This window comes from Streptomyces sp. NPDC086077 (assembly GCF_040686175.1).
GTDB lineage: Bacteria > Actinomycetota > Actinomycetes > Streptomycetales > Streptomycetaceae > Streptomyces.
The window spans coordinates 1-26,038 of the sequence record NZ_JBFBJT010000057.1 but is presented as its reverse complement, the minus strand read 5'-3'; the positions used below and the strand labels follow the sequence as shown (position 1 = coordinate 26,038).

The window sequence follows — 26,038 nt, the reverse complement described above, 5'->3', positions numbered from 1 at the left end:
GCGTCCCGGCAGCCGCCGCAGAGCGCGAAAGCGAGGAAAGGGGGCCGCCATGGGCGACTTCCCCCACCACGACGTCATCGTCATCGGCAGTGGTGCCGGCGGCGGCACGCTCGCCCACCAGGTCGCCCCTTCGGGGAAGCGCGTCCTCATCCTCGAACGCGACGACTACCTGCCGCGCGAACGCGACAACTGGGACTCGACGGCCGTGTTCGTCAAGGGCAAGTACCGGGCCCCGGAGTGCTGGCTCGACCGAAACGGCAACGAGTTCCCGCCCGAGGTGAACTACTACGTCGGCGGCAACACCAAGTTCTACGGCGCGGCACTGTTCCGGTTGCGCCCCGAGGACTTCGGGGATCTGCGCCACCACGACGGCGTCTCTCCCGCGTGGCCGATCCACTACGAGGACCTGGAGCCGTACTACACGCAGGCGGAGCACCTCTACCGTGTGCACGGCCGGCTGATGGCCGTTTCGAAGGAGCCGAACGACACCCAGTTCCAGAAGATCCTCGCCCTGCACGACTGGTACCTGGGCGCGGACGACTGGGAGTACCCGCTCGGCGGCATCCAGATGCTCGGCAAGTCGGACGCCGAGCAGATCCACGGCGAGGCACCCCGCTGGGCCGGCGCGGTGGCGCCGGACATGCCCTTCGAGGTCCTGCCCCATCACGCCGTCGACTTCTGGCTGTGCGGTGAGGACCTGCCGCAGCCCGGCAACCGGGTCACGCTCGACGGCGACGGCCGCATCCGGCTCACGCTCGACGAGCACAACAACACCGCCGGCCTGGCGCGCCTGCGGCACAAACTCCAGCACATGCTCGGTCGCCTCCGCATGCACGACACCAACTGCTGTCGCACAGCATCTACCTGCACAAGGGCATGCCCATCGGCGCCACCGCCCACCAGGCGGGCACGGTTCGCTGCGGTACCGAACGGGCCGTCGGCCGCCCGTGTCCCCGCAACGGCCGTCTCCGCCGGGCGCATCCGGCGGCGCCGACGGATAGTGGTGCCGGGACGACGTCCCAGCCGGCTCTCGCCACGCACAGGAGGTTCGATGGCCGCCAGACGGTCGCTGACCGCGCTCACCGGCGTCGTGGTGCTCTGCCTCGTGGTGACAGCCTGCGAGGATCACGCGCTCGGCACGATCGAGTTGCGCACCGGGCGCGAGACTGTCGAGACCCTCTCGGACCCGTCGGTCGACGGGTGCCACCGCTTCCGCGAAGGGGTGGCGCACGTCAACAATCGAACGCTCAACGACATCATCCTGTACACGACGCCCGACTGCACCGAACCGCGGGGCGGGCAGAGCGTGTACCTGACCACGGGGACATCGGACGACGCGGTCCGCTCCACGGGCCTGTGGCGCAGTTTCTCCGTCGTCCACTGACGTCGCGGACGGACGGCGAGGGCCGGGGCCCGCGGGCCCCGGCCTGGTGGTGCGAAGTGCCCGCGTCAGTTGAACGGATCCAGCGTCAGGTAGGCCTGCTGCGGGTTGCCGTCGTGGACCAGGGACTCGTGGTTGCCGACGTCGTCGAAGGCGAAGGCGTACGCCTTTCCGTCGGCCATCCGGTCATGGATGATCCGGGCGTAGTGGTTGGTCACCGCGTCCTTGTAGAAGTTCGCCGACGAGGTGTCGGGCTGGTTCGGGTTGGTGAGCAGCGTCGAGCGGTTGAAGCCCGCGCACAGGGTGCGGGAGATGGGCCCGCGCACCTGGTCGTTGGGGGCGTCGAGCAGCCGGTGACAGCCGAAGACGCTGCTCGCGTCGGGCTTCTGGAAGCTGGTGACGACCGCGCCGGAGCTGTTGGTGAAGTTCATGACGCCGCCGGAGACCCGCCCGAAGTACTTCGTGTTCGGCTGGTTGGAGAACGGGGTCACGGTGAGCGTCGTCGTGGCGTACCTCTGCCAGACCCGGTCGATGTAGTCGTTCATGACCGACGCGGGAAGAGCCCCGGTCTCCAGCCCGTACAGCGGTGACAGCGCCCGCAGTACCGTGCCGTCCGAGCGGGTCTGGACGAGGCCGCCCCAGCCGCCCGACTGGGCCCGCAGGGCGTTGAACACCCCGGTGTATCCACCGGCCTTCAGCCGGCCGGTGCTGCCCACGCTGCCGTCGGCGCGCTGCACCCCGACCGAGTACGGCGCCGAGAACATGTCGACCTGCGTGCTGTTGAGCCACAGACCGGAGTCGTTGAGCGTGTACTCGGACCAGTTGAAGAGGATGTTGCGGTTCGGGTCGCTGGGGTTCTGCACGGCCGGCTGCACCAGACCGCCGGTGGTGAGGCGGAAGTCGAGCTTCTGGCCGTACGAGAAGTAGATCCGGCCGGAGAGCTTGGGGATCCGGATCGTCCTGGACTGCCCGGCGGCCGGGCCGGGGATCGACGCGTCCGGTGCCGGGGTGGGTGGGTTGCCGCCGGCCGGCCAGGCGTGGAAGGTGCCGTTGGCGTCGGCCCAGCCCTGCTGGCCCGTCGTCAGCGAGGTGCCGAGGGTGTAGACGTACACCGGGTCGCCCCGGCCGGAGCTGTTGGTGATCTTCAGGGGGATCGTGGCGGGCACCGCGGCGTCCGCGGGCGGCGAGGCGCCGAACGTGAGCAGGGCGCCGAGCAGGGTGGACGCCGCGGCTGCCGTGAGGAGCCGGTGTTTGAGGCTTGCGAGCACTCTCCACCTCCGTGCGGGTGTGGGGGGAGTTGGTCCGTACCTGTTTTTGAGAGCGCTCTCAGATTTGCGCTGGGGCGCGAACATGTCAATGGATCGGACAACAGGAAGGCGGCGCTCGTCTGTTGCGGGCGCCGCCGCGCGTCGTCGCACAGAGGTGTCGGGCCGGTCGGAAGGCGAGGGTTCAGAAGGTGCGGTCGAGAAGGTCCAGCAGTGCGGCCCAGTGACGCTTGTCGCCCTCCGCTTGGTACGACGCGGTGTCGGCCTGCGTGAAACCGTGCGGCGCGTCCGGGTAGACCTCGCAGCGGTGCCGTACGCCCGCAGCCGTCAGCGCGTCCTCCAGGCGCTGGACCTGCTCGGGCGGAAGGGACGGGTCGTGGTCGGCGTGGCCGAAGTACAGCTCCGCGGTGACCCGGTCGGCCACCAGATGGGGGCTGTCCGGCGCGTCGGTCGCCAGCTGGGCGCCGTGGAAACCGGCCGCCGCCGCGACCCGCTCCGGATACGCTCCGGCGGTCATCAGCGACAGCCGCGCGCCGAAACAGTAGCCGGTCACCGCGACCGGGCCGTCCGCCACCTCGGGGAGCTCCGCCAGCCTGCGCAGGTACGCCCCGGCGTCGCGCATCGCCACCTCTGGCGTCAGGGGCTGCATCATCGGCAGGATGTGCTGGAACAGCCCGCCGCGTGACGCGTCGTCGATGAACTCGGGCAACTCGAGGACGGGGGCGCGCCCGTGACGGTGGAAGAGGTTCGGCACCAGGACCGTGTAGCCGGCGCCGGCCAGCCGGTCGGCCATCGACTTCAGCTGCGGCCGAAGGCCGAAGGCGTCCATGTAGAACAGCACCCCCGGGTGCGGGCCGCCGTCACCGGGGTGGGTCAGGTAGGCGTCGGCGATGCCGTCCTCGGTGGGGATGTCGATGTCCGTTCCCTGTGCGGTTGTCATGGCGGGGCTGCCTCTCTGCGCGTTCGACGACGAGGGGCCCGCCGGTTCGGCGGGCCCGACGGCGGTCATCGTGACACGCGCAGGGAAGAGCCCCGTCGGCCGACCCGCCCGCCTTTGCCGTTTGCCCGGGCTACTCGAACCGGGTGGTGTCTCCCGCCCCGCGCCGTACGATCTCGGCCTCGCCCTCCGAGAAGTCGATCACCGTCGTCGGTTCGGTCCCGCAGTCCCCGGAGTCGACCACCCCGTCGAGGACGTGGTCGAGCCGGTCCTTGATCTCCCAGCCCTGCGTCATCGGCTCGTCCTCGTCGGGCAGGAGCAGCGTGCTGGACAGCAGGGGCTCGCCCAGCTCGGCGAGGAGCGCCTGGGTGACGACATGGTCGGGGATGCGCACCCCGACCGTCTTCTTCTTGGGGTGCTGGAGCATGCGCGGCACCTCCTTCGTCGCGGGCAGGATGAACGTGTAGCTGCCCGGCGTGGAGGCCTTGATCGCGCGGAACACGTCCTTGTCGACCCGCACGAACTGGCCGAGCTGCGCGAAGTCCTGGCACACGAGGGTGAAGTGGTGCCGGTCGTCCAGCCGGCGGATGGACCGGATCCGGTCGGTGCCGTCCTTGCTGCCCAGCCGGCAGCCCAGCGCGTAGCAGGAGTCGGTGGGGTATGCGATGAGCGCCCCCGACCGGACACTGTCGGCGATCTGGGTGATGGTGCGCGGCTGGGGGTTGTCGGGGTGCACGTCGTAGTACTTCGCCATCTGCCGAGCTTATGCCGCGGGAGCGGGAGAGGCCGAACGCGCGTGGCGGGGAGCGGTCCAGGCGGCCGGGGGCGACCTCCTGGCTCCGGTGCGTGCGGGAGGCCGCCGAGGCGTGTTCATGGTCCTCGGCGCGCCCACCTCGCTGACCGGCCGCTTCCACACCGCCGCCCGACTGGCGGGGTGGCGCGCCGTGCGACGCCCGTTCTTCGCCCGTTTCCCCGCCCGCCGGGCCGTCCGTCACGCGAAAGTCGCGGAGCTCCTTGCCCCACCTTGAGGTAAGGTCCCCGACCGGTGTGCCCGGTGCGGGCGCAAAGCGAGGTGAAGGGGCAGGGAGACGACGTGGCCGGGCGAGAGGGCGAGGGCCGTCGCGCGGAGATGGCGGACGGCGCGGACGTGACGTGGGCGCAGGAGTTGCTCGACCATCTGCGGCCGTCCGGGCGTGACGTGCGCAAGGTGGTCGCCTGGCTCGCCGGTGCCGCGCAGGCGGACGTGGCGCTCCAGGACGACGCCGGCAACCTCCTGGCCGGCATCCGCGCACCCCTCGACGAGGCCCTGGTCGCCGACATCACCACCGGCCGGATCGCCTCCGCCGCGCTCCAGGACCACGACCGCCATCTGCGGCTGGTCCGGGTCGAACTCCCGCACCCCGCGACGGCGGGCGTCCTCGCCGTCGCCCGACCCGCGCCCTTCGACCGGCGCACCGCGGACATCGTCACCCACACCGCCGGTGTGCTCGAACTCCTGCTGCGGGCCCGGGAGACCGCGGCCGCCGGACGCCGGCTGCGGCGCGCCACGTCGGACCTGCGGCTGGCCATCCTGCAGCTTCTGATGGTCGAGGACACCGTCTCCGCCCGCCGGGTCGCCGCCGGGCTCTGGCCCGGTCTGCTCGACACGGACACGGCCTGCGTCTATGTCGCCGAGAGCCGCACAGAGGACCGCGACCGGCTGGCCGAGGAGTGCGTCAGCGCCACGTCGGAGCAGGCCCTCGTCGTGCGCTGCCCGGCCGTCGACGCGCATGTGATCGTCGTGACGCCGGGTGAGGGAGCCGCCGCGGAGCTGCGGGAGCTGGTCGGCGACCGCCCCGGCACCTTCCTCGGTGGCAGCGCCCGGCAGAGCCTCGCCCGGACCGCCACCGCGTACGGCCAGGCCGTCAGCGCCCTCGCCGTCGCGCACTTCCGCCCGGACAGGTCGGCGGTGTACGCCGAACGCACGCACCCCGAACGGCTCATGGACCCGGCCGGCCTGCGCGACTGGGCGGCCCGCGTCCTGCGCCCGCTCGACGCGCTGCCCCACCACACGCGCGCCGAACTCCTCGCCACCACCCGGCTGGGGCTGGAGTTCACAGCCGTCAACGCGGCCGCGGTGCTCGGCGTCAGCCGCAACACCGTCCGCGCCCGGATGGAACGTGCCGAGGGACTGCTGGGCACCGACCTGTCCGACCTCACCGTCCGGGCCACCGTCCACCTGGCCCTCAACACCCAGGCCGGCCACGTCCAGCTGCCCGCCGGCGACGGCGGCGCGGACACCCGGCTGGCCGATCTGCTGGCCGGTCCCGCCCTGCGCACCTGGGCCGGCGAACTGCTGTGCCGCCTGGACACCGACACCCGCAACCCGCGCCGCACACTGCGCACCTGGATCGCGGCCGGGGGCAACGCCGAACGCGCCGCGCATCTCCTGGGCGTCCACGCGCAGACCGTGCGCGAGCACGTCCGCAGCGCCGAGCCCGTCCTCGAACGGCAGCTTCTGGCCGGGGGCAGTGACCTCTACGAGGTCGTGCTCGCCCACCTGGCGCTCGGTGACCTGGACCACCCCGACCTGCAGGGGGCGAATTCGGGCCATCCGGACGCACCTGTGCACGGTTGAGTCCTCGCGGCGCCGGAACGGGCATGGACGCGATTCACAAGGAGCCGACCATGCACGTAGGTTCGAGTCGGGCCGCAGGGGCACGACCGGAACGGGGGACCGGTCGCGCCCCGGGCGGTCCCCCGCGTCAGCCCCGCAGCCGTACCGGCACCTCCTGCCAGCCGAACGCGATGAACGACGGCACCTGTCGCATCCCGCCCTCGGCCGCCCGGATATTCGGGAAGCGCTCGAAGAGCGCGGGCAGTGCGGTGAGCGCCTCCAACCGGGCCAGCGGCGCGCCGATGCAACGGTGCACGCTCTGCGGTAGCGCACGTGGTCGGCACCGTCGGCGAAGAGGGTGCTGGGCCGCCAGCCGCTGGGCCCGTGTCCGTTCGTCCCGGGTCATGCCGAGCCCGGCGTCGTCGATCGTCATGCACGCCCCGTGGTGGACGTGCTCCAGGTTGACCGTCACGTCGGTGTCGGGCGAGGAGTGCCGCAGCGCGTTGTCCAGCGACTCGGCGACGATGACGGCGACCGGTTCGACGGCGTGCGACACCAGGGCCGTGCCGGGCTCCAGATGGTTGTTCACCCGCACCCGGCGGTAGCCCCCTTCCGGGCCTTGGCGCCCGTCACCGCGTCCGTCGTGGCGTTGTTGCAGCACCCGAAGGGCGTTCTGCAGCCGGTACAGGGTTGCAGGACCTGTTGACGGTGAGTTGACGTGCGAGCGGCGTCAGGTGCCGCAGAGCGGTGCCAGCACGGTGAGGCTGCTGTTCGCCTGACGCAGCGCCAGTTCCAGGGTGGTCGGCGAGTGCAGCGCGCCCGTTCCGTCGGGCGGGACCAGCCACTCCAGGCACCGGGTGGACCGGTACGGCGGCGGGACCGCCACCCACGCCCCGCGACCGGCGTTGCGCAGGCCGGCGCCGATCCACTTGCTGTCCGGGTCCGGCGGCAGGAAGAAGCCGACCCGGTGGGCGGCGATGTCCACCAGCGTCGGTCCGGGCAGCGGCAGCGTGGGCCGCCACAGGAGGTCCAGCGCGAGCAGACCCAACTGGTCGGGAACGCTCAGCACGTCCCAGAAGCGCCCGGCCTCCAGCAGGGCGACGCCCTCGCCCCGGTCCCAGTCGCGCTTGCATGCCCTGGGATCGGGAGCGGCGGCGGCAAGCCACTCCACTCCGCGCGTCCAGCCGAGATCGCTCATTTTCCGCTCCGGGAGACGGCCGTCCGGTCCCGGCGGGGGCCGATCCGGCAAATGCATGCTGGTAGATATTTCTATGCGGCGGAAGGGGTGGCGCGGGCTGGCGTTCATGGCGGTTCCGTTCGATGTTCGGCCGTCTGTGCGACGCCCGCCGCGTGGGCCGAGCGGTGTGCCCGAAGGTCGTAGGGGTACCCGAGCCGCACCGAGGGGCCCGCCCCCGAAGGGCCCCGCCGAACCGGTGAAGTAGGAGGCCAGGATGAGCAGCGGCACGGATGCCGGCGGCGTGACCGGCACGCCGGACAAGGACTACAACCTGATCTGGTACGTGGAGGCGTGCCTCAACAACGCGCTGCGCCTGGACACGTACATCGCGGACGCGGAGCGCGAGAAGGACACGGAGGTCGCGGACCTGTTCCGCAAGGCCCAGGCGGACAGCCGCAAGGGTGCCGAACTGGGCAAGGCCCTGCTGCGCTCCCGCCTCGGCGGCGGCTGATCCCGTCCGCGGCACGGCCTGCCCGGACGTCGAAGGGGCCCACCGGGCGGCCAGGCCCGGACACCGACGCGCCGCGCCGGTGTCCGGGCTCTCGCACGTGCGGGCGCCGTCAGCCGATGTGGAAGCTGTCCGGCTGGTGTCGCTGTGGGCCTCCTCCTGCTTCATCGCCCACACTCGCGCGTCCAGGAAGGCGTTCAGGTACCGCACTTCGTCGCCGCCCTGCGCCGGCGGCACCGCGCCGCGCAGGGCGCGCTCGCGGATGTTGCGGAAGCTGAGCGGGTCGGTGCCGTCACCGTGCATCACGAGGGCGTCGTAGTAGGCGAACCGGCCCAGCGCCCGCAGCCCGTCGGCCTTGCCCTGCCCGACCGCCGGGTCGAAGTGCACCCGGTCGCGCTCGTCGTTCTGCGCCTGCTGGAACGCGGTGTCCTGCGCCGCCCAGCGCCAGTCCCTCGGATAGTTCGGGTCGAGCCCGGCGTGCGAGTCGGTGCCGTCGACCTTGCGCGGTGCCGGAAGGTAGGACGCCAGCACGTTGCCCCGCTTGCGAGCGGTGCAGAGCTCGACGAGGTCGAGCATGTCGCCGGTGCCGCAGCAGAAGCCGACGGGGAGTGCCCTGCTGTGAGTTCGCGGTCCGTGTATGATAGGAAAGTTTCCTATCAGACCCAGGGCGCGCTGAGAAGACCTCGGACGGAAGCAGGTACGGACCAGTGCGCGCTTCAGCTCACGGCAGCGGCTGCTCGGCCCAGATCACCTTGCCGCCCGGCAGATAGCGCGTGCCCCAGCGTTCGGCGAGCTGCGCGACCAGGAACAGGCCCCGCCCGCCCTCGTCTGTCATGGCCGCGTACCGCAGGTGCGGGGCGGTGTTGCTGCCGTCGAACACCTCGCAGATCAGGCTCCGGTCCCGCAGCACCCGCACCAGGATCGGCGTGCCGCCGTAGCGGATCGCGTTGGTGACCAGCTCGCTCAGAATCAGTTCCGTGGTGAACGCCAGATCCTCCAGGCCCCACTCCGTCAGACGCCGGGTGACCGAGGCACGTACCTCGGCGACGGCCGCCGGATCGGACGGCACGTCGATGGCGGCCACCCGGCCCGGCCCGAGGGCCTGCGTGCGGGCGACCAGCAGGGCGATGTCGTCGTTGTGCCGGGCCGGTCGCTGTGAGTCCAGCACCGCCCGGCAGGTGTCCTCCGGCGACGGCCCGGCCTGTTCCAGCGCGTTGCGCAGCAGTTCGAGACCGACGTCGATGTCGCGGTCCCGGTCCTCCACCAGCCCGTCGGTGTACAGGACCAGCCGGCTCCCCTCCGCCACCTCGATCTCCGCGGTCTCGAACGGCAGACCGCCCAGACCCAGCGGCGGACCGGCGGGCACGTCGGGAAACTCCACGCTGCCGTCGGGCCGGACCAGTGCCGGCGGTGGATGCCCGGCACGGGCGATGGCGCAGCGCCGCACCACCGGGTCGTAGATCGCGTACAGGCAGGTCGCGCCAGTGACGGGCGCGGTGCCGCCCTCGGTCTCCTCGTCCTGGTCGATCCGCGCGACCAGTTCGTCGAGCAGGCCGAGCAGTTCGTCGGGCGCGAGGTCGAGGGAGGAGAAGTTGTGCACCGCGGTGCGCAGCCGGCCCATCGTGGCCGCGGCGTGCAATCCGTGCCCCACCACGTCCCCCACGACGAGGGCGACGCGGGCACCGGACAGCGGCAGCACGTCGAACCAGTCACCGCCGACCCCGGCCTGGGCCGGCAGGTACCGGTAGGCGATCTCCAGGGCGCTCTGCTCGGGCAGGCTGCGCGGCAGCAGACTGCGCTGGAGCGTCACCGCCATCGTGTGCTCGCGCGTGTAGCGGCGGGAGTTGTCGATGGACACGGCGGCGCGGGCGACCAGTTCCTCGGCGAGGGTCAGGTCCTCCGGCTCGAAGGGTTCGGAGCCCGCCCCGCGCCAGAAGGTGACCATTCCGAGGATCAGCGAGCCCGCCCGCAGGGGCGCGGTGATCAGCGAGTGGATTCCGTAGTCCAGGGCCTGCGAGGTGAGTTCGAAGTCCTGCGCGTGCCAGCCCGGCGCGTCGCGCAGGCGGGGCTCCAGGGTGGCCTGCCCTGCGCGCAGGCTGCGGGCCTGCGGCGAGGAGTGCACGAACTGGATCCGATCGCCGACCTGGTACAACGGCGGATCCTTGCGTACGCCCGCCAGCGCCGTACGGCGCATCTCGGTCGCGGCCTCGGGCTGCTCACCGCTGAGCACGGCGTCGAACAGGTCCACGGTCGCGAAGTCCGCGAACCGGGGCACGGCCAGATTCGCCAGCTCCTCGGCGGTCCGGGTGACGTCCAGGCTGGTGCCGATGCCCGCACCGGCCGCGTACAGCATGTCGAGACGTTCGCGCGCCAGCTCCGCCCGGCCGGTCAGGGCGCGCAGCTCGGTCGAGTCGCGCAGGGTCGCCACGCTGCCGTGCGGGCCGCCGCGCACATGGGTGGGCCGCTGGTTGATCGCCAGCAGCCGGTCCTTGACGAGCCGCACCTCGTCCGTGACGACCTGCCCCGAGGCCAGCAGCTCGGCGATGTCCGCGGGCAGGCCGAGGTCGTGGACGCCGCGGCCCTCGGCGTCGCCGGGCAGGCCGAGCAGCCGGCGGGCCTCGTCGTTGGCGAGCAGCAGGTCGCCGTCGGCGCCCACGATGAGCACTCCCTCGCGGACCGCGTGCAGCACCGCGTCGTGGTGTTCGTACATCCGTGTCATCTCGCGCGGGCCGAGGCCCCGGGTCTGGCGCAGCAGCCGCCGGCTCACCAGCGCCGTGCCGGCCGTCGCCATGACCAGCCCGCCCGCCGCGGTGAACAGGACCAGGGGCAGTTGCCGGTTGGCCGCGCCGCCCACGTGCTCGGTGGTGATGCCGGCCGACACCAGGCCGACCACCTTGCCGTCGGGGTCCTTGACCGGCACCACGGCCTGCACCAGCTGGCCTATCGTCCCCTCGACCTCCTCGACGACGGTCCCGCCGGCCAGCGCGGGCCCGACATCGCCGACGAACGGTTTGCCGATCCGGTCCGGGATCGGGTGCGAGTAGCGGATGCCGTCCGTGTTCATCACGACGATGAAGTCGACCCCGGTCGCCTTGCGGGCGGCTTCGGCGCTCGGCTGCAGGATGGCCGACGGGTCGGCGCTCTCCAGCGCCTCGCGGGTGCCCGGCGCGTTGGCGAAGGTCTCGGCGACCGCCAAGGACCGGTTGCGGGCCTCCTCGGTGCTGTCGCTGCGGCTCTGCAGGACCAGTGCCACCACGGCCACCACGACCAGCAGCAACACGATGAGGACCTGGAAGACGAAGACCTGTCCGGCGACGCTGCGCCCGCTGAGCGCGGAGCGCACCGCCGCGGCGGGACTCCACCGCGAACGGCCGCCGCGCAGCGCCCCGTCGGGCCCGCCGTTCGCGGCAGACCGCGCCCGCCGCTCGCTCGGCCCGGAGACAGGCGTGCGTGCGGCGGGCTCTGCTGCGGGAGGACGGGTGGGCCGAGTCCGCGATCGGCCCAGGGGGCGGACCATGTGCCCTGTCTACACTCCCGAGCCCGCGGAGGCGAGGGAAGTCACGCCGTGTGGTGAGCCGCTTGTGCCATGTGACGGGGCCCGCGCGTACGGTCCTTGGCCGCCTTTCCAGGGCGGCGGGACGGTGCCCGGCCTGCCTGTACGGCACCGCCCCGGGTTCGGGGCCCTCAGCTCGGCCTGCCGGCCCGGCGGGCCGCTAGGAGCAGGGCGATGTCGTCGGGGCGGTTCGCGGAATGCCGGGCGGCGGCCGTGAGCCGGTCGGCGAGAGTCACCAGGGAGCGGCCGCCCCGACCGCTCGCCGCGGCGCCGGCCTTGGCCAGCGCCACCCGCAGCGCGCTGATCCCCTCGTCGATGTCGGCGCCGGCCCGCTCGACGAGGCCGTCCGTGTACAGCGCGAGCACGGCACCGGGGTCCATCACCAGCTCGGTCACCGGGTAATGGGCGAGCGGATCCACGCCGAGCACCACACCGCCGGGAATGTCGAGCACCAGCGTACGGCCGCCCGGGCGGCGCAGCAGCGGCGGCGGGTGCCCCGCGCGGGCCACCATGGCCCTGCCGGTGAGCGGGTCGAGACGGACGTAGCAGCACGTCGCGAACTGGCCGGGGTCGAGGTCGATGAGCAGATGGTTGGTGCCGCTGAGCACCTCGTCCGGCGGCCGGTCGTCGAGCGCGAACGCGCGCACCGCGCTGCGCAGCTGACCCATTGTCGCCGCGGCCTGCACCCCGTGCCCCTGCACGTCGCCGATCACGAGGGCGAGTCCGTCCCCGGCCTCGACGACGTCGTACCAGTCGCCGCCGACATCCATGCCCTGCGTGCCCGGCAGATACCGGCCCGCCGTCTCCACCCGGGGATGCACCGGCAGCCGTCGGGGGAGCAGGGCACGCTGGAGGCCGCGCGCGAGCGCGGCCTCGGTCTCGTAGCGCTGGGCCTTCTCCATGGCATGCGCGATCAGCCCGGCGAGCGCGGTGAGGACCGTGCGTTCCTCGGTGCTGAAGCTGCGGGGCCGGTCGAAGCCGAGGATGCAGGAGCCGACCGGCCGTCCCGACGCGATCAGCGGCAGGAAGGCGCGTGCCCCCTCGGTGGCGTCCAGGGGGATGCCCGGGTAGGTGTCCGCCAGCTGGTGCATGGAGTCGAAGAACAGTGGCTGGCCGGTGGTCAGCGTCTCCACGCCGGGCAGCCGGGCGTCGAGGCCCACCCCCTCGAACGGCGCGAGGAAGCCCGATGGGAAGCCGGTCTCCCAGGCCAGGTACAGGTGCCGCTCCTGCAGCAGATAGATGGCGAGGCGGCGGCCGCCGAACGCGGGCAGCAGCTCCTGCATCACCACCGCGGAGACCTGCCGCGCAGTGGTCGCCTCGGTGAGCGCGATGGCCAGGACGATCGGCCGGAGCACCAGCGAGGTCGTGGCAACGTCGGTGCCGGGCGCGTCGGCCGTCGCCACGTCGGCGGGTGCGTCGGGCGGGTCCGGGGCCTGTGTGCCGCGACTGGCGGGGGCGACGGTGCAGGTCAGGAAGTCCGGGCCGGGGTGGACGGAGACGGAGAGCCAGTCACCGCCGCACGGTTCGGACGGCTCGGCGCGGGTCTCCCGCTCGCCCGGCGGCGGCCGTCTGACGTGGAAGTGCACGGGCTCGGGGGACAGCAGCGCCGCCCGCAGATGGTCCTCGCACGCCGACTGACCCAGCCACGGCACGCCCTCCCACAGCGCACGCCCGAGGAAGCGCGCCCGCGGCTCGGCCAGCAGTTCGGCGGCGCGCGGGTTGGCGTAGACGATCAGCCCCAGCCGGTCCATGCAGAACACGCCCTGGGGCAGTTGGTCGGCGGCCGCGTCGGCCATCGAGCTCGCGTCGAGCACGATTCCGCCGACCGGCTGGTCCGGGCCGTGCACGGCGGCGTCCGGGCTCCACAGCTCCACCGTCCGGGGCGCGCCGTCGGCGGTGCGCACGCGCAGCGGACCGCGTGGCTGCTTGCCGTCGGCCGCCGCCCGCAGCAGGTCCGCGAGCCGCTCCGCGTCCTCCGCGGCCACGGCCCGCACCAGTGCCTCCGAAGCCCACGGCCGTTCCTCTTCGGCGAGCCGGAGCAGGGTTCGCGCGCTGTCGTCCGGCGTGACGACATCGGTCGTCGGCTGCCAGGCGAAGCGCCCGATCCGCGCTGGTGCAGGGCGCGTTCCGGGCGGTCGCATGCACAGCGGCTCGTCCTCCCAGACGAGCGGCACCCCCGTCGCCTGCAGCCGCCGCACACCGGTCGCCAGTTCCTCGGCGATCTCGGCCAGCCGGTCCCGCCGGGCCAGCAGCTCGGTGGCGTCGGAGACCGGCGGCAGCAGCACGGTCAGTACGCCGAAGGGTGCCGCCGACCCCATGACGGGTACGTTGATCGTCGCCACCGGGAAGGGCAGCCCGGCCGCGAACTGCGGATAGCGGCGCATGCTCTCGGTGCTGTTCGGCAGCACCACCTTCACGCCGAGTCGGTAGGCGTCGGCGACCGGGAACCGGCGGTCCACGTGCAGCCGCCACCACGGCCGGTACAGCCGACCGGGCAGACCCACGAGGACGGCCAGCCGCAGCACACCGGGACTGCCGGACGGAAGATAGACACCCGCGGCGCGGCCGTCGGCGGCGCGGACCGCCTCACCGGCGGCGTCGGCCAGCAGCGTGGCCAGCCCACCGGGTGTCCCGTTCCGGCCTTCGGCGCTCCCAGTCATCGGCCCTACCTCGTCCATGCGCGCCGTCGCGCAGGCGACACAGCAAGAATGCGCCACGACGCCCCTCGCCCGCACCCGGGCGGGCGTGAATCCGGAGCGTACGCCATGGTCCGTCGCACGGAACCCGCCCGGACGGCGCCGATCGGCCGAAAGGCGCGCCGGGCGGCCCGAGCCGGTGACCGCGAGGGTCAGGATGCCCGCAACGTCCGCTTCGCGAGCTCGTACGCCGGGAGCATCGCCTCGTGCTCGGCGGTGTCCAGCCCACCGAGGTGCAGGACGACCGGGCCGTCCGGCGTCACGACGGCGAGCGCGCGCTCCGTCTTGGTCTCGTCCAGCAGCTCGCTGGTGTACCGGTACTCCGCCTCGGTGCCGGCGAGGTCCCCCGCCTCGAACGGCCGGTACTTCGCCTGGCTCGCGCCCGTGTCGGCGCCGACGAAACCCTCCAGTACGGCGCGCGCGTCGGCGGCGCCCGGCTCCCCGGTCCAGACCCGCAGGAAGCCGATGTGCCCGGCGGGCTTGGCGTCCACCTCGCAGGCGGCGGTGACCGGCCCCTGCAGCAACATCACGTCGGCGAGATCCTCGGGTACGTCCTTGCCGGGGACGCTGGTGGACTCCGCCGTCCACTTCGCCGCGATGTCGAAGGTGACGGGCAGTTCACAGGGAGAGCCCGCGGCCCCGATCGTGCCGCCCCTCTCGACGCTCCCACCCGCCGAGTCCGCCTGGTCCGCCTGCCCGGCCTTGTCTGCCGCCGATGCGCTCACGGACGCCTCGGAGTCGTCCTCCGCCGCCCCGCAACCCGTCGACAATCCCGCCACCAGCGCCACGTGGACCAGCCCCCGCCACGTGTTCCCCGCCCCGACCCGCACCGTGGTGTCTCCTCTCGGTTGAAGGCGGAACTGTAACCCGGGCGCTCCCACGGGCAGCGCGCGGGCTCAGCGGGCCAGGACCGCCCGCGCCGCCTCCAGCGTCTGCACGGCGTAGGACCGGCCGAACAGCACGGTGTGCACCAGCAGCGGGAAGAGCTGGTGCAGCGCGACCCGGTCGCGCCAGCCGCCCGCCAACGGGGCGGTCTCCTGGTAGCCGTGGAGCACCTCGTCGAGATGGGGGCAGCCGAAGAGCCGCAGCATGGCGAGGTCGGTCTCGCGGTGCCCGCCGTGCGCGGCCGGGTCGATCAGCCAGGCGTGCCCGTCGGAGCCCCACAGCACATTGCCGTGCCACAGGTCGCCGTGCAGGCGGGCAGGGGGTTCGGCGGGCCCCGTGAGTCCCGGGAGCCGCTCGCAGACCTGCTCCAGGACGCCCGCCTCGGCGGCGCGCAGCGTGCCGTCGTCCACGGCGCGCCGCAGATACGGCAGGACGCGGTGCTCGGCGTACCAGTGGGGCCAGTCGGTGCCCGGGACGTTGCGCATCGGGGCGAGCCCGATCGAGGCGTCCGTCGGGCCGCCCGGCGGCGGAGCCCCGAACGCCTCGGCGCCGAAGGAGTGCAGCGTGGCCAGGTCCCGCCCGAACCGCAGCGCCGCCCGCGTGTCCGGCCGCCCCTCCGGCACCCGGTCCGTCACCAGCCAGCGCGCGTCGTGGCCGTGCACGGCCGGAACCCGCACCGCGCCCGCGGCGCCGAGCCACCGCAGTCCCGCCGCCTCCGCCCCCGCGCCACCCGGGGCGTCCTGGCGTTTCACCATCACCACCCGCCCGTCGTCGAGGGTGACCTCGGCGAGCGTGCCGGAGACCGGTCGCACACCGGTCACCGCTCGCCCGGTGAAGCGGGTCGCCGCGGCCTCGGGCCCCTGGTCGCTGCTCTGCACGGCCACCACCGTACGACAGCGCCGAGCAGGGCATTTGCGGAACCGGCAAAGGCGTTTGGCGAGCCCTTCCCGGCGCGACAGGCTCGGTCCGCGGGCGCCGAACCGGCGCCGATCAGCTTTGTCACCTCTGAGGAGACCCCGTGGCCGAACTCCCCGCACCCACCGAGCCCGCAGCCTTCTGGGAGGCCCGCTACCGCGACACCGACCGCGTCTGGAGCGGCCGCCCCAACGCCCTGCTCGTCCGCGAGGTGACCGGCCTGCGTCCCGGCACCGCCCTCGACCTGGGCTGCGGGGAGGGCGCCGACGCGGTGTGGCTGGCGTCCGAGGGCTGGCGGGTCACCGGCGTCGACATCTCGCCCACCGCCCTGGAACGCGCGGCCCGGCACGCCGCCGACGCCGGTGTCGGCGACCGCACCGCCTGGGAACGGCACGAACTCGGCCACACCTTCCCCGAGGGCACCTTCGACCTGGTGAACGCGCAGTTCCTTCAGTCGCCGGTCGGCCTGGACCAGGAGGCGGTGCTCAGGTGCGCCGCCGAGGCCGTCGCCGAGCGCGGCACGCTCCTGATCGTGATGCACGCCGGCTGGCCCTCCTGGCAGACCGAACCGCCCTTCGCGCACGTGTTCCCCACGCGGGAGAGCGTCCTGGCCGAACTGGCACTGCCGGAGGCGAGCTGGACGGTCGAGACGTCGGAGACGGTACGGCGGGCCAGTGTCTCGCCGGACGGAGAGGAGGGCTTCCGCGAGGACAACGTGTGGCGGCTCCGGCGCCGTTGACCTCGCACGACCGATGCGGTCGGCCGCGCGCGAACGGCCCCGTCGGCTTCACGCGGCCGGTGGGTTCGTCGGCGCGCGAACGGCCCCGTCGGCCTCGCACGGCCGGTTGGTTCGGCCGCGCCCGACCGGTGCCTTGGGCCTCGCACGAACGGTTCCGTGTGACCGGCGCATGCCCCGGGAACTCGGCCGCCATGACCGAGCAGGCAGCATTCCACGCGTCGTACTGGCTCGACACGGTCCCGCCCGGTGAACCGGCACCACCGCCCGCCGGCGACCTCCAGGTCGACGTCGCCGTCATCGGCGCAGGCATCGCCGGGCTCAGCACCGCATGGGAGCTGACCCGGCGCGGGCACGGGGTCGCCGTGCTGGAGGCCGACCGGATCGCCGCCGGCGTCACCGGGCACACCACCGCCAAGCTCAGCGCCCAGCACACCCTGATCTACGACCGGCTGCGCCGCACCCGTGGCGTCGACGGAGCGCGCCTCTACGCGCGCTCGCAGACGGAGGCCATCCACCACGCCGCCGAGATAGTGCGCGAACTGGGCATCGCGTGCGACTGGGAGGACACCGCCGCCTACACCTTCGCGCAAGGGCGCCGCCGTGTCCCCGAGCTGCGGGCCGAGGCGGAGGCGGCCAGCGAGGCGGGACTCACCGCCGAGTTCGTCACCGAGACGGACCTGCCGTTCCCGGTCCAGGGCGCGGTGCGGGTCGCGGACCAGGCCCAGTTCCATCCGCGCAAGTACCTGCTCGCGCTGGCCGACGCCGTTCGCGCCGGGGGCGGGCAGCTGTACGAGGGGACGCGCGTCACCGGGCTCAGCGAGGGGGAGCCGTGCGTGCTGACCACGCAGGAGGGAACCCGGGTGACCGCCCGGGCGGTCGTCGTCGCCACGCACTACCCGGTCTTCGACCGCGCCCTCCTCTTCACCCGGCTCTCGCCCCGCCGAGAACTGGTGATCGCCGCTCCCGTCGAAGCGGCCAAGGCGCCCACGGGCATGTACATCACCCCCGAGCACCGCACCCGCTCGGTGCGCACGGCACCCTACGCCGACGGCAAACGCCTGCTCATCGTGACCGGCGAGCACTTCACCCCCGGCAGCGGCAAGGACACCGAGGAACTGTTCGCGACCCTCACCAGCTGGGCCGAGCGCCACTTCGGCACGCTGCACCTCAGCCACCGGTGGGCCACGCAGGACAACGACTCCACCGACCACGTCCCGCTCGTCGGCCCGCTGCATCCCGCGAGCCGTCACGTCTACGTCGCCACCGGCTTCGGCGGTTGGGGCATGAGCGGCGGCATCATGGCCGGCCGGCTGCTCTGCGACCAGATCACCGGCGGTGAGGCGCCGCCGTGGAGCGAGCTGTACGACCCGCGCCGCATCGCCCCGGTGCTGCGCGAGGGCGGCCAGTTCATCCGCCACCAGGCCACCGTCGCGCGGCACTTCGTCGGCGACCGGCTGCCGGGCCTGACCCGGCCGGGCGTGGACGACCTCGCCCCCGGTGACGGCGCCGTCGTGCACGTCGGCGGCCGACGCTGCGCGGTCCACCGTGACGGGGACGGGCGGCTGCACGCCGTGTCGGCGCGCTGCACGCACCTTGGCTGCCTGGTGGCGTTCAACCGGGCCGAACAGGCGTGGGAGTGCCCCTGCCACGGCTCCCGCTTCGCCCCGGACGGCCAGGTCCTCCAGGGCCCGGCGGTACGACCGCTGGAACGGCGGGACCTCTGACGACGGTACGGCCGCTGGAACGTCGGGACCTTTCACGTGGTCCACCGGACGGGGTGAGCGGCGTTTGAGCCTCGCGAATCGGGCCACCCGGGCAGGGACAGCGAATGCCGTCGACGCTTGGAGTGAACGATCGTGGCGCGAGAGCAGAAGGCCAAGGCCAAGACGGAACAGGCCAAGGGCAAGGCCAAGGAGGCGGCCGGCCGCGCGGTCGGCAACGAGCGGATGACCGCCGAGGGCAGGGCGGAGCAGTCCAAGGGCGACGCTCGCCAGGCCAAGGAGAAGACCAAGGACACGTTCAAGCACTGAACGGGTCGAACGAGGAGCGGGTCCCCTGCACGAGGGGACCCGCTCCTCGGCCGTCCGGCGGTGCCCGCGGGCGCTCTCCCCGCCCCGACGGTTGCTCCAAGCGCGGTGATGCCACCTGCTCGTCCACCGCACGACCTGGGACCTGCTCCGGGACCACCCGGAACTGCTGGACGGCGGCCTGGAGGAGCTGCTGCGGGTCAACCTCTCCATCGGCGACGCGCTGCCCCGCCTGGCCCTGGCCGACGTCCGGCTGGGAGACGTGCGGGTCAGTCCGGCCCTCGGGCCCGTCAGCCCTGGCCGGCCGGTATCCGGCGCGTCAGTCCCTGGCGACCAGGGCCGGCGTCGACGCCGTCAGTACCTCGCCGCGGAAGAAGGCCGGGCTGCGCCGCCGCATCACGGACATGATCACCAGGCCCAGGGCCAGCAGCCCCACGCCGATCACGAACACCGAGCCCACCCCCAGCACGGACGAGCCGCTGCCGTAGGCCGGGTCCCACATGTCGACCAGCGTCTTGGCGAACACCGCCGCCAGCAGCGCGCCGCCGACCACGGGGAACAGCCCCTTGAAGACCAGGTCGCGGCCCGAGCGCAGCAGCTCCGCACGGAAGTACCAGGCGCAGGCGAACGCCGTCAGGGCGTAGTAGAAGCAGATCATCAGGCCGAGCGCGTAGATGGTGTCGACCAGGACGTGCTCGCTGACCAGCGACATCACCGTGTAGAACAGGCCGGTCGCGACACCCGCGGTCACCGTGGCCCGGCCCGGCGTCCTGAAGCGGGGGTGCACCTGGGCGTACGAGGCGGGCAGGGCCTCGTACGTCGACATCGCCAGCACGGTACGGGCCACCGGGATGAACGTGGTCTGAAGGCTGGCCGCGGCCGAGGCGAGCACGGCGACGAAGAGCAGGATGCCGAGCGCGGGGCCCATCACCGGGCCGGCGAGGGCGGCGAAGACGTTGTCGGAGGTCTCGGGGTTGGCGAGGCCGAGCCCCTGGTCACCGGAGCCGACGACCATCTGCGCCGCCACGCCGGTGGCCAGGTAGGAGCCGACCAGCACGACCATGGCGACCAGGGCCGCGCGGCCGGGGGTGCGGCTGCTGCCGCTGGTCTCCTCGTTGGCGGTCAGGCAGGCGTCCCAGCCCCAGTACATGAAGATCGACAGCGACAGGCCGGCGGTGAACGCGCCGAAGGACTGCACGGCGAACGGATTCAGCCACGACCACGAGAACGGAGCCGAGGTCGGGAAGTCGACGCTGCCCGCCTTGCCGAAGGCCATCGCCACGAACACGGCCAGCACCACCAGCTGCAGCGCCACCAGCGCGTACTGCACGCCCTTGGTCGCGGTCATCCCGCGATAGCTGATCACCGTCGCGATCGCGATCAGCGCGAGACACGTGAGGATGTGGACGGCCTTGTTCCCGTCCAGCGCGGCGACGGACTCACTGCCTGTGAGCTCACCGGCCAGCAGCCAGAAGTACGACGTGGCCACGCCGGCCAGGTTCGACAGCACGATGATCGTGGCGATCACCAGTCCCCAGCCGCACATCCAGCCCACACGCGGCCCGAACGCCTTGACCGTCCAGGTGAACGAGGTGCCGCAGTCCGGCATCACCTTGTTCAGCTCGCGGTACGCGAAGGCGACCAGCAGCATCGGCAGGAATCCCGCGAGGAACACGGCGGGCATCTGCACGCCCACCTCGCCCGCGGTGGAGCCGAGCGTGGAGGTGAGGCAGTACACCGGGGCCACGGTGGAGACACCGATGACCGCGCTGCCCAGCAGGCCGACGGAGTTCCCGCTCAGGCCCTTGGCGCGCATCCCCCCGGCGGGGGCCGCGTCCGTGTCTCCGGCCTGGGGCCGTGCGTCCAGCTGAGTCATGAACAGGACGTTAATTCCTGCGGTTTCCGTGCCGACTTGCCACGACGTCAGCCCAGACCGGACCTCAAATCTCGATCATTCGATGGCGTCGTAGTCACTAAACCTTGGATCAAAAGGTCGCAAACGGGTGTCGTGCCGAGCTTCCATAGTCGACTTCCCGACGTCCGATATTCGGTAATCGCAGCGAAGCTCGATGTGGCGCGTTGTGATCTTTCCGAGTGATCCGCGCCACACCACTTCTCGTGCCCGTTCGTCTTCCCGCCGGTTGTAGGCCCCGGAATACGTGGCACCTGGGGGGTATGGGATCGATGCGCGCGACAGGACACAGGGCCCGGCGTGGCTACGACGCCGCCGTGGACGCGGTACGGCGGGCCTGCGCGGCCCCGGGCCGGGAGCGCGACCTGGCGGTGCAGGCGGTGAAGGCGGCGCTGGCCGCGTGGGTGGCGTGGGCCGTGGTGGGGTGGTGGCTCCAGGCGCCCATGGCGTTCGTCGCGCCCTGGGTGGCGGTCGTCCTGGTGCAGTCGACCGTGTACCGGTCGCTGGCGCACGGCCTGCAACAGCTGGCGGCCATCGCGTTCGGCACCGTGGTGGCCACCACGGGCGCGCTGGCCCTCGGCAACGCCATGGCCGCGATGGCCCTGGTCCTCCCGGTGGCGGTGCTGGTCGGCAACTGGCGGCAACTGGGCAGCCAGGGCATCTACGCCGCCACCGGAGCGCTCTTCGTCCTCACCGACCCGAACGTCGGCGTCACCGGTTCCGCCGCCCGGATCGCCGAGGCCGTCTTCGGCGCGCTGGTGGGCATCGCGGTCAACGCGCTGATCCGCCCGCCCGTCTACCTGCGCGACACCCGGGCCGCCCTGGAGGACGCGGCGGGGGAGGCCCACACGATCCTGACGTCCGTCGCCGAAGGGCTCCGCGAGGACGAGTGGGACGCTTACCGCGCCGAGGGCTGGCACGACCGGGCGCTGCGCCTGCGGCGGTTGGTGGACCAGGCCCGCTCCTCGCTGGACTGGACCCGGGAGAGCCTGCGCGTCAATCCATTCGGCCGGCGCCGCCGGCGCTCGCCCGGCCAGGCGTACGACGACGCCGTCGCCGTCCTTGACTACGTGGCCGTGCACGCCGCCGGGGTGACCCGCACCGTCATGGAGGTCGCCGAGCAGAAGCGGGGCGCACCCCGGCCCGACCCCCGGATCGCCGGCCCGTACGCGGTCTTCCTGTGCCGCGCCGCCGAGGCGATCCACCTGTACGCCCGGACCCGCTTCGGCGACGGATCCGAGGAAGAGCTGCGGGACACCGTCGGCAAACTCGACGAGGCCCTCAACGCCCTGCGGGAGCAACTGCCCGGGTCGGTCCCGAACGACCCCGAGGCGCTCGCCGTCCACGGCGCGCTGCTGGCGCAGGCCGGCCGCCTGGCGGAGCAGTTGCCCCGGGACGCGCGGCGCGGGGAGTGACGCCGCGTCAGCCGCGGAGAAGTTGAACTCGGTAACTATGCGAATTTTGAAGGCGTTCGCATCATTCGCGCGGATGCGGTGACACCGGAGGGCGAAGGTACTGCTTTACACCCTGAGGGAGATGGTGACATGCCTTCCACCGAGAAGATCACCACGGAAATCACCGGCATCCAGAGCACCGACATCGACGCGGTGCTCGACCCGGCCGAGGCCGACGGCGTCTACCGCGACAGCCGCGAGTGCGCAGCGCTCGCCCTGTCCGACGGCGGCGGTTCCCTGCTGCTGTCGCCGCCGACCCCGCGGCCCAAGAAGGGCTGACCGGATCGACGGGAGCAGCGAAATGAAGCAGTCTGGCACTTCGGCCCTCCTGGAGGGCGCGGTGCAGGAGCTCGCTTCCGATGTGGTCTCCGCTCTTCGGAGCGGAGGCCACATGCGAGCGGAGGGCACCGCGGTGACGGGCGAGGCGGAGCACGGCGTCGCCTCGGCGGCGGTCCGGGTGGTGGGAGCCGACGTACTCCTCCCGCACGTACTGCTGCGCACCTCGCCCACCCCCGGCGAACTCACTCTGTTCCGGGAGTCCGTGGCCGCCTACCCGCCCCGCCCGGGCGCCGGTGGCACCGTCGCGTGGAGCCACTGGGCGATGACCCGAGCGCTGCGCCGGTTCGAGTCCGACGTACCGGTCCCCGGGGAACCCGACACGGCCTGGCTCGACGAGGCCGGCTGGCAGCATCTGACCCACCAGCTCGCGGTGCTGGCCCCGCTGGCCCGGCCCGGCGAGGACTGCGCGGTCACCCGTGTGGCCAAGGGCCGCCCGGTGGACGTCGCCCGGGGCTTCGTCCGTGCGGTGCGCCGCAGGGACTGGCGGCAGGCCGCCGGCGCCGGACGCTGGCTGACCCTGCTGCCCGGCGTGCCGGACACCCTGGGACTGGACGCCGGGCTGGACTTCGTCGACCTGATGGGCGGCCAGGACCCGCGCGTGGCCCTGCAACTGCAGGCGGCACGCCTGATGCGGCAGGGTGCGTTCGTGTGACCGCCGTCGACGTGCGGGAGAGCCGGAGCGTCGAGGAGGTCGCCGGGGCCGCCCTCGCCTGGGTCCGCGCGCACCGCGAGGCGTTCGCCCTGGGTGAGGACGCGCTGGCCGTCGACGGGCGGGTCAACGCCAGCTGGAAGCCGCTCGGTGAACTGGCCCAGGTCTGCGCGACCGTGACCCGTACCGCCCCGCCCTCGAACCCCCTGCACGCCTCCGCCCACGACCTGCTGTCGTTCGCCTGGGAACAGACCGGGCACGGGGAGCTGTTCCTCCGGCTCCAGCGACTGGAACCCTTCGCGACCTACCCCCTTGAGGTGTACGCCGCCCTGGCCTCGGCGGGACTGCGGTACGAGCCCTACGAGGCGGCCACCGCCGTCGTCGCCCGCACCCGGGGCTGGCAGTGCACCGAACAGGAACCCACCCGGCGACTCGGCGTGCTCAACGCCGAGTCGCGCAGCGGCATCCGGGAACACGGCCGGTGGTCACCGGCGCTGGAGCGCACCTGGTTGGGTGGCCTGCCGGAACCCTGGACCTTCGAACGCGCCACCGGATACGCCGTCACCCACGTCGTCTTCCACCTCACCGACTGGGGGCGCGCCGACGGGGGCCTGCCGCCGGACCTGGAGTCCTATCTCACCGACTGGCTCCCGGCCTGGCTCGACACCTGCGTGGAGGCCCGGATGTGGGACCTGAGCTGTGAACTCCTCGCCGTGGCCGGGAGCATGCCCCACCCTCCGGCCGCCGCGCTGGAGGCCTGGCCCCGCGTCGCGGCGGCGCAGCTGCCCACCGGCGCCGTCCCGGAGCAGGGCGGCGAGGACCGCGGCGACGGCGACGACTTCGCCGGCTGCTACCACTCCACCCTCATGGCCGCCTTCGCCGCCGCGTCGACGCTCCGGCACACCGGCCGCGACCAGCTGGAGGTGCTCCGATGACCGAGACCCGCCTGATGCACCACGTCGGAGTCGCCGCCATCGAGTGGCTGTGGACCCACCGCGACAACTTCCGGCTGGAGCCGGACGTCGACCCCGAAGTGGGCTTCCTGGACCGCTTCAAGCCGATCGGTGAACTCGCTCTGATCTGCAAGGTGCTGTTCCGCGAGGGCGTGGCCGGTTCAGAACAGGCCCGGATGGCTCGGGAGTTGCTGGACCACACCTGGCGCGACACCCTGGACGGCGGCCGCATGCTGGTGCGCGGCCAGCGGGTCGAACCGATCTCCCCCATCCCGTTCGAGGTGTACCTGCCGTTCAAGGAGCTCGGCTACAGCCAGCCCGAGGTGGAGCGGGCCGCCGTACTGAACCACCGCCTGGGCAGCTGGTCCGCCTTCGAGGCCAACCCGACCCGCCGGCTCGGCCTGTCCGCCTTCCAGCGCCGCTTCGGCCTGGCACCGCGCCCGCCCGAGGCCGAGGCACTCGGCGCCACCTGGCTGGCCCGCAGGCCCGAACCGTGGACGGTCGAGGGCCACATCGCCTACACCGTCACCCACGCCGTGTTCCACCTCACCGACTGGGGTGAGCACCCCGACCGGCTGCCGCCCGCCATCGCCGACTACCTCGCCACCTGGCTGCCGGTGTGGCTCGACGACTGGCTGGACCTGCAACGCTGGGACCTGCTCGGCGAACTGCTCGTCGTCGACGCCTGCCTGCCCCACCCCACCCTGGACCCGCGCGCGTGGCATGGGTTCGCCGCGGCCCAGCAGCCCGACGGGGCGATGCCGGCGCTGCGCACGATGCCCGAAGGCAGCCCCGACGAGGTGTTCGACCTCGTCTACCACCCCACGCTGGTCGCGGCGTTCGCCTCCGTGCTGGCCACCTCGCGGGCCCTGAGTGAACTGGCCCACGCGTCATGACCGGCGCCCGCACGCCGTGGCCGGGAGCACCGTTCGACACGGAGTCAGCGCGTGATGCCGCGTCACTCGCCACCGTGGAGCCCCTGCCCCCCGCACGGGCGGTCAGCTGGGAGGAGGACGGCCGTCTGGCGCTGCTCCTCGAGGACGCGGTCGCCGCGTCCGACGCTCCCGACGTCGTCTTCGCCGTCACCCGCCACGGCCGCCGCACCCTCCGCTCCGGAGGCACCGCACCGCCTCCGCCCCTGCTCCGCGAGGACCTGCGCTACGAGATCGGCTCCGCCACCAAGGCCTACACCGGCCTGCTCCTCACCCACCTGGTGGACAGCGGCCGGCTGACCGGCGGCGAACCCGCACTCGGCCTCCTCGGCCCCGGCCGGGACACCGGCGACACCCCCGTGACGCTCGCCCACCTGATGACCCACACGTCCGGCCTCCCCGCGCTGCCACGTGACTTCTACCTGCAGGCCATGCCCGCCTGGCACACCAACCCCTACGCCCGCTACCCCGCCGCACGGGTCGTCGGCGCGTTTCTGCGGTACCGCCCCCGCCACCGGCCCGGCACCCGATGGCACTACTCCAACTTCGGCGTCGCCGTCCTCGGCCACGCCCTGGCCCCGGCCCTGGGCGCCTCCTGGGAGGACCTGCTCACCGAGCACGTGCTGCGTCCCCTGCGGCTGCACGGCACCGCCCTGCGGCCCAGCGGCTCGCAGCTGGACGCCGTCGGCCACACCAAGGACGGCACCGGGACGCTCCCCGCCTTCGACGCCGGAGGCTTCACCGCCGCGGGCGCGGTCCGGGCCACCCCGCACGACCTGCTGACGTTCCTCGAAGCGCATCTCGACCGCGGCGACTCGCCCCTGACGGGCGCGCTGCGCGCGATCCGCACCCCGGTGCTCCGGCGCGGGCTGAGCCACCGGCACGTCCACACCGTCGCGTGGTTCCGCCACCCCACCGCCGAGGGCGGCCCGATGTACTTCCACAGCGGCGCGACCCTCGGCCAGCAGGCGTTCCTGGGCTTCCGGCCGGACACCGGCACGGCGGTCGCGGCGCTGTGCACCCGCCGCTTCCGCGCCGGGGACCCGTTCGTGGCCGCGGCCTACGCGTTGCTCACGGAGGACTGACGGGGGCGGCATCGGACGCGGCGGTGTGCCGCGTC

22 protein-coding genes and 2 pseudogenes are annotated in these 26,038 nt (G+C 73.0%); 13 read left to right on the top strand and 11 right to left on the bottom strand.

Annotated elements, in window-relative coordinates; genetic code table 11:
* Positions 1-49: 49 nt before the first annotated feature.
* Positions 50-930 (top strand): annotated as a pseudogene (locus tag AB0O67_RS18360) (FAD-binding protein); the annotation flags it as partial.
* A 121-nt stretch (positions 931-1,051) separates the two neighbouring features.
* Complete coding sequence (locus AB0O67_RS18355; protein ID WP_365451222.1) at positions 1,052-1,384, top strand: hypothetical protein; 333 nt, start codon at positions 1,052-1,054, stop codon at positions 1,382-1,384.
* Between the two features lie 65 nt (positions 1,385-1,449).
* Here AB0O67_RS18355 and AB0O67_RS18350 read toward each other — a convergent pair whose 3' ends face one another.
* The 3 genes from AB0O67_RS18350 to AB0O67_RS18340 all read right to left on the bottom strand — a co-directional run bounded on the left by AB0O67_RS18350 (position 1,450) and on the right by AB0O67_RS18340 (position 4,337).
* A complete protein-coding gene (locus AB0O67_RS18350; protein WP_365451220.1) occupies positions 1,450-2,649 on the bottom strand; it encodes a glycoside hydrolase family 64 protein in 1,200 nt (399 codons plus the stop codon).
* 181 nt (positions 2,650-2,830) lie between these two features.
* The gene (locus AB0O67_RS18345) at positions 2,831-3,586 is read right to left on the bottom strand and encodes a dienelactone hydrolase family protein (protein WP_365451218.1); all 756 of its coding nucleotides are present in this window, start codon (positions 3,584-3,586) and stop codon (positions 2,831-2,833) included.
* A gap of 130 nt (positions 3,587-3,716) precedes the next feature.
* Complete coding sequence (locus AB0O67_RS18340; RefSeq protein ID WP_365451216.1) at positions 3,717-4,337, bottom strand: L-threonylcarbamoyladenylate synthase; 621 nt, start codon at positions 4,335-4,337, stop codon at positions 3,717-3,719.
* A gap of 375 nt (positions 4,338-4,712) precedes the next feature.
* Between AB0O67_RS18340 and AB0O67_RS18335 the strand changes: the two genes are divergently transcribed.
* Complete coding sequence (locus AB0O67_RS18335) at positions 4,713-6,200, top strand: helix-turn-helix domain-containing protein (RefSeq protein ID WP_365451257.1); 1,488 nt, start codon at positions 4,713-4,715, stop codon at positions 6,198-6,200.
* 127 nt (positions 6,201-6,327) lie between these two features.
* Here AB0O67_RS18335 and AB0O67_RS18330 read toward each other — a convergent pair whose 3' ends face one another.
* Both AB0O67_RS18330 and AB0O67_RS18325 read right to left on the bottom strand, forming a co-directional pair.
* Entirely contained in the window at positions 6,328-6,840 is a 513-nt protein-coding gene (locus AB0O67_RS18330; protein ID WP_365451214.1) for an ATP-binding protein, read from the bottom strand.
* A 69-nt stretch (positions 6,841-6,909) separates the two neighbouring features.
* A complete protein-coding gene (locus AB0O67_RS18325) occupies positions 6,910-7,377 on the bottom strand; it encodes a hypothetical protein (protein ID WP_365451212.1) in 468 nt (155 codons plus the stop codon).
* Between the two features lie 253 nt (positions 7,378-7,630).
* Here AB0O67_RS18325 and AB0O67_RS18320 point away from each other — a divergent pair, with 253 nt between their 5' ends.
* On the top strand, positions 7,631-7,867 hold the full coding sequence (locus AB0O67_RS18320; RefSeq protein ID WP_365451210.1) for a hypothetical protein: 237 nt from the start codon (positions 7,631-7,633) through the stop codon (positions 7,865-7,867).
* 129 nt (positions 7,868-7,996) lie between these two features.
* Here the strand turns inward: AB0O67_RS18320 and AB0O67_RS18315 are convergent.
* The 5 genes and pseudogenes from AB0O67_RS18315 to AB0O67_RS18295 form a co-directional block, all read right to left on the bottom strand.
* Positions 7,997-8,491: pseudogene (locus tag AB0O67_RS18315) on the bottom strand (chitosanase); the annotation flags it as partial.
* 94 nt (positions 8,492-8,585) lie between these two features.
* On the bottom strand, positions 8,586-11,381 hold the full coding sequence (locus tag AB0O67_RS18310; protein ID WP_365451208.1) for a SpoIIE family protein phosphatase: 2,796 nt from the start codon (positions 11,379-11,381) through the stop codon (positions 8,586-8,588).
* A gap of 167 nt (positions 11,382-11,548) precedes the next feature.
* Entirely contained in the window at positions 11,549-14,077 is a 2,529-nt protein-coding gene (locus AB0O67_RS18305) for a SpoIIE family protein phosphatase (protein ID WP_365451206.1), read from the bottom strand.
* Between the two features lie 188 nt (positions 14,078-14,265).
* Positions 14,266-14,943: a lipoprotein gene (locus AB0O67_RS18300; RefSeq protein ID WP_365451204.1), complete on the bottom strand. Its 678-nt coding sequence runs from the start codon at positions 14,941-14,943 to the stop codon at positions 14,266-14,268.
* A gap of 66 nt (positions 14,944-15,009) precedes the next feature.
* Positions 15,010-15,876, bottom strand: coding sequence for a fructosamine kinase family protein (locus tag AB0O67_RS18295; protein ID WP_365451202.1), 867 nt, complete (start codon positions 15,874-15,876; stop codon positions 15,010-15,012).
* Positions 15,877-16,016: 140 nt separating this feature from the next.
* Between AB0O67_RS18295 and AB0O67_RS18290 the strand changes: the two genes are divergently transcribed.
* The 3 genes from AB0O67_RS18290 to AB0O67_RS18280 all read left to right on the top strand — a co-directional run bounded on the left by AB0O67_RS18290 (position 16,017) and on the right by AB0O67_RS18280 (position 18,682).
* Positions 16,017-16,652: a class I SAM-dependent methyltransferase gene (locus AB0O67_RS18290; RefSeq protein ID WP_365451200.1), complete on the top strand. Its 636-nt coding sequence runs from the start codon at positions 16,017-16,019 to the stop codon at positions 16,650-16,652.
* 191 nt (positions 16,653-16,843) lie between these two features.
* A complete protein-coding gene (locus tag AB0O67_RS18285; protein ID WP_365451198.1) occupies positions 16,844-18,376 on the top strand; it encodes an FAD-dependent oxidoreductase in 1,533 nt (510 codons plus the stop codon).
* Positions 18,377-18,508: 132 nt separating this feature from the next.
* A complete protein-coding gene (locus tag AB0O67_RS18280; protein ID WP_365451196.1) occupies positions 18,509-18,682 on the top strand; it encodes a CsbD family protein in 174 nt (57 codons plus the stop codon).
* A 316-nt stretch (positions 18,683-18,998) separates the two neighbouring features.
* On the opposite strand, the gene AB0O67_RS18275 is transcribed toward AB0O67_RS18280, so the two are convergent.
* Positions 18,999-20,555 carry an APC family permease gene (locus AB0O67_RS18275; RefSeq protein ID WP_365451194.1) on the bottom strand — a complete coding sequence of 519 codons (1,557 nt, stop codon included), beginning with the start codon at positions 20,553-20,555 and terminating at the stop codon, positions 18,999-19,001.
* 308 nt (positions 20,556-20,863) lie between these two features.
* Here AB0O67_RS18275 and AB0O67_RS18270 point away from each other — a divergent pair, with 308 nt between their 5' ends.
* From AB0O67_RS18270 to AB0O67_RS18245, 6 genes are all read left to right on the top strand, one after another.
* On the top strand, positions 20,864-22,006 hold the full coding sequence (locus tag AB0O67_RS18270) for an aromatic acid exporter family protein (protein ID WP_365451192.1): 1,143 nt from the start codon (positions 20,864-20,866) through the stop codon (positions 22,004-22,006).
* A gap of 129 nt (positions 22,007-22,135) precedes the next feature.
* A complete protein-coding gene (locus tag AB0O67_RS18265; protein WP_365451190.1) occupies positions 22,136-22,324 on the top strand; it encodes a hypothetical protein in 189 nt (62 codons plus the stop codon).
* 22 nt (positions 22,325-22,346) lie between these two features.
* Positions 22,347-23,036 (top strand): hypothetical protein, encoded by a 690-nt coding sequence (locus tag AB0O67_RS18260; protein ID WP_365451188.1) that lies wholly within the window; start codon positions 22,347-22,349, stop codon positions 23,034-23,036.
* Positions 23,033-23,968, top strand: a complete 936-nt coding sequence (locus tag AB0O67_RS18255) for a hypothetical protein (protein ID WP_365451186.1) — start codon at positions 23,033-23,035, stop codon at positions 23,966-23,968. Before AB0O67_RS18260 ends, AB0O67_RS18255 begins: the two co-directional genes overlap by 4 nt.
* Positions 23,965-24,882: a hypothetical protein gene (locus AB0O67_RS18250; RefSeq protein WP_365451184.1), complete on the top strand. Its 918-nt coding sequence runs from the start codon at positions 23,965-23,967 to the stop codon at positions 24,880-24,882. The genes AB0O67_RS18255 and AB0O67_RS18250 overlap by 4 nt, the downstream gene beginning before the upstream one ends.
* A complete protein-coding gene (locus AB0O67_RS18245; protein ID WP_365451182.1) occupies positions 24,879-26,003 on the top strand; it encodes a serine hydrolase domain-containing protein in 1,125 nt (374 codons plus the stop codon). The genes AB0O67_RS18250 and AB0O67_RS18245 overlap by 4 nt, the downstream gene beginning before the upstream one ends.
* The last annotated feature ends 35 nt before the right edge of the window (positions 26,004-26,038 follow it).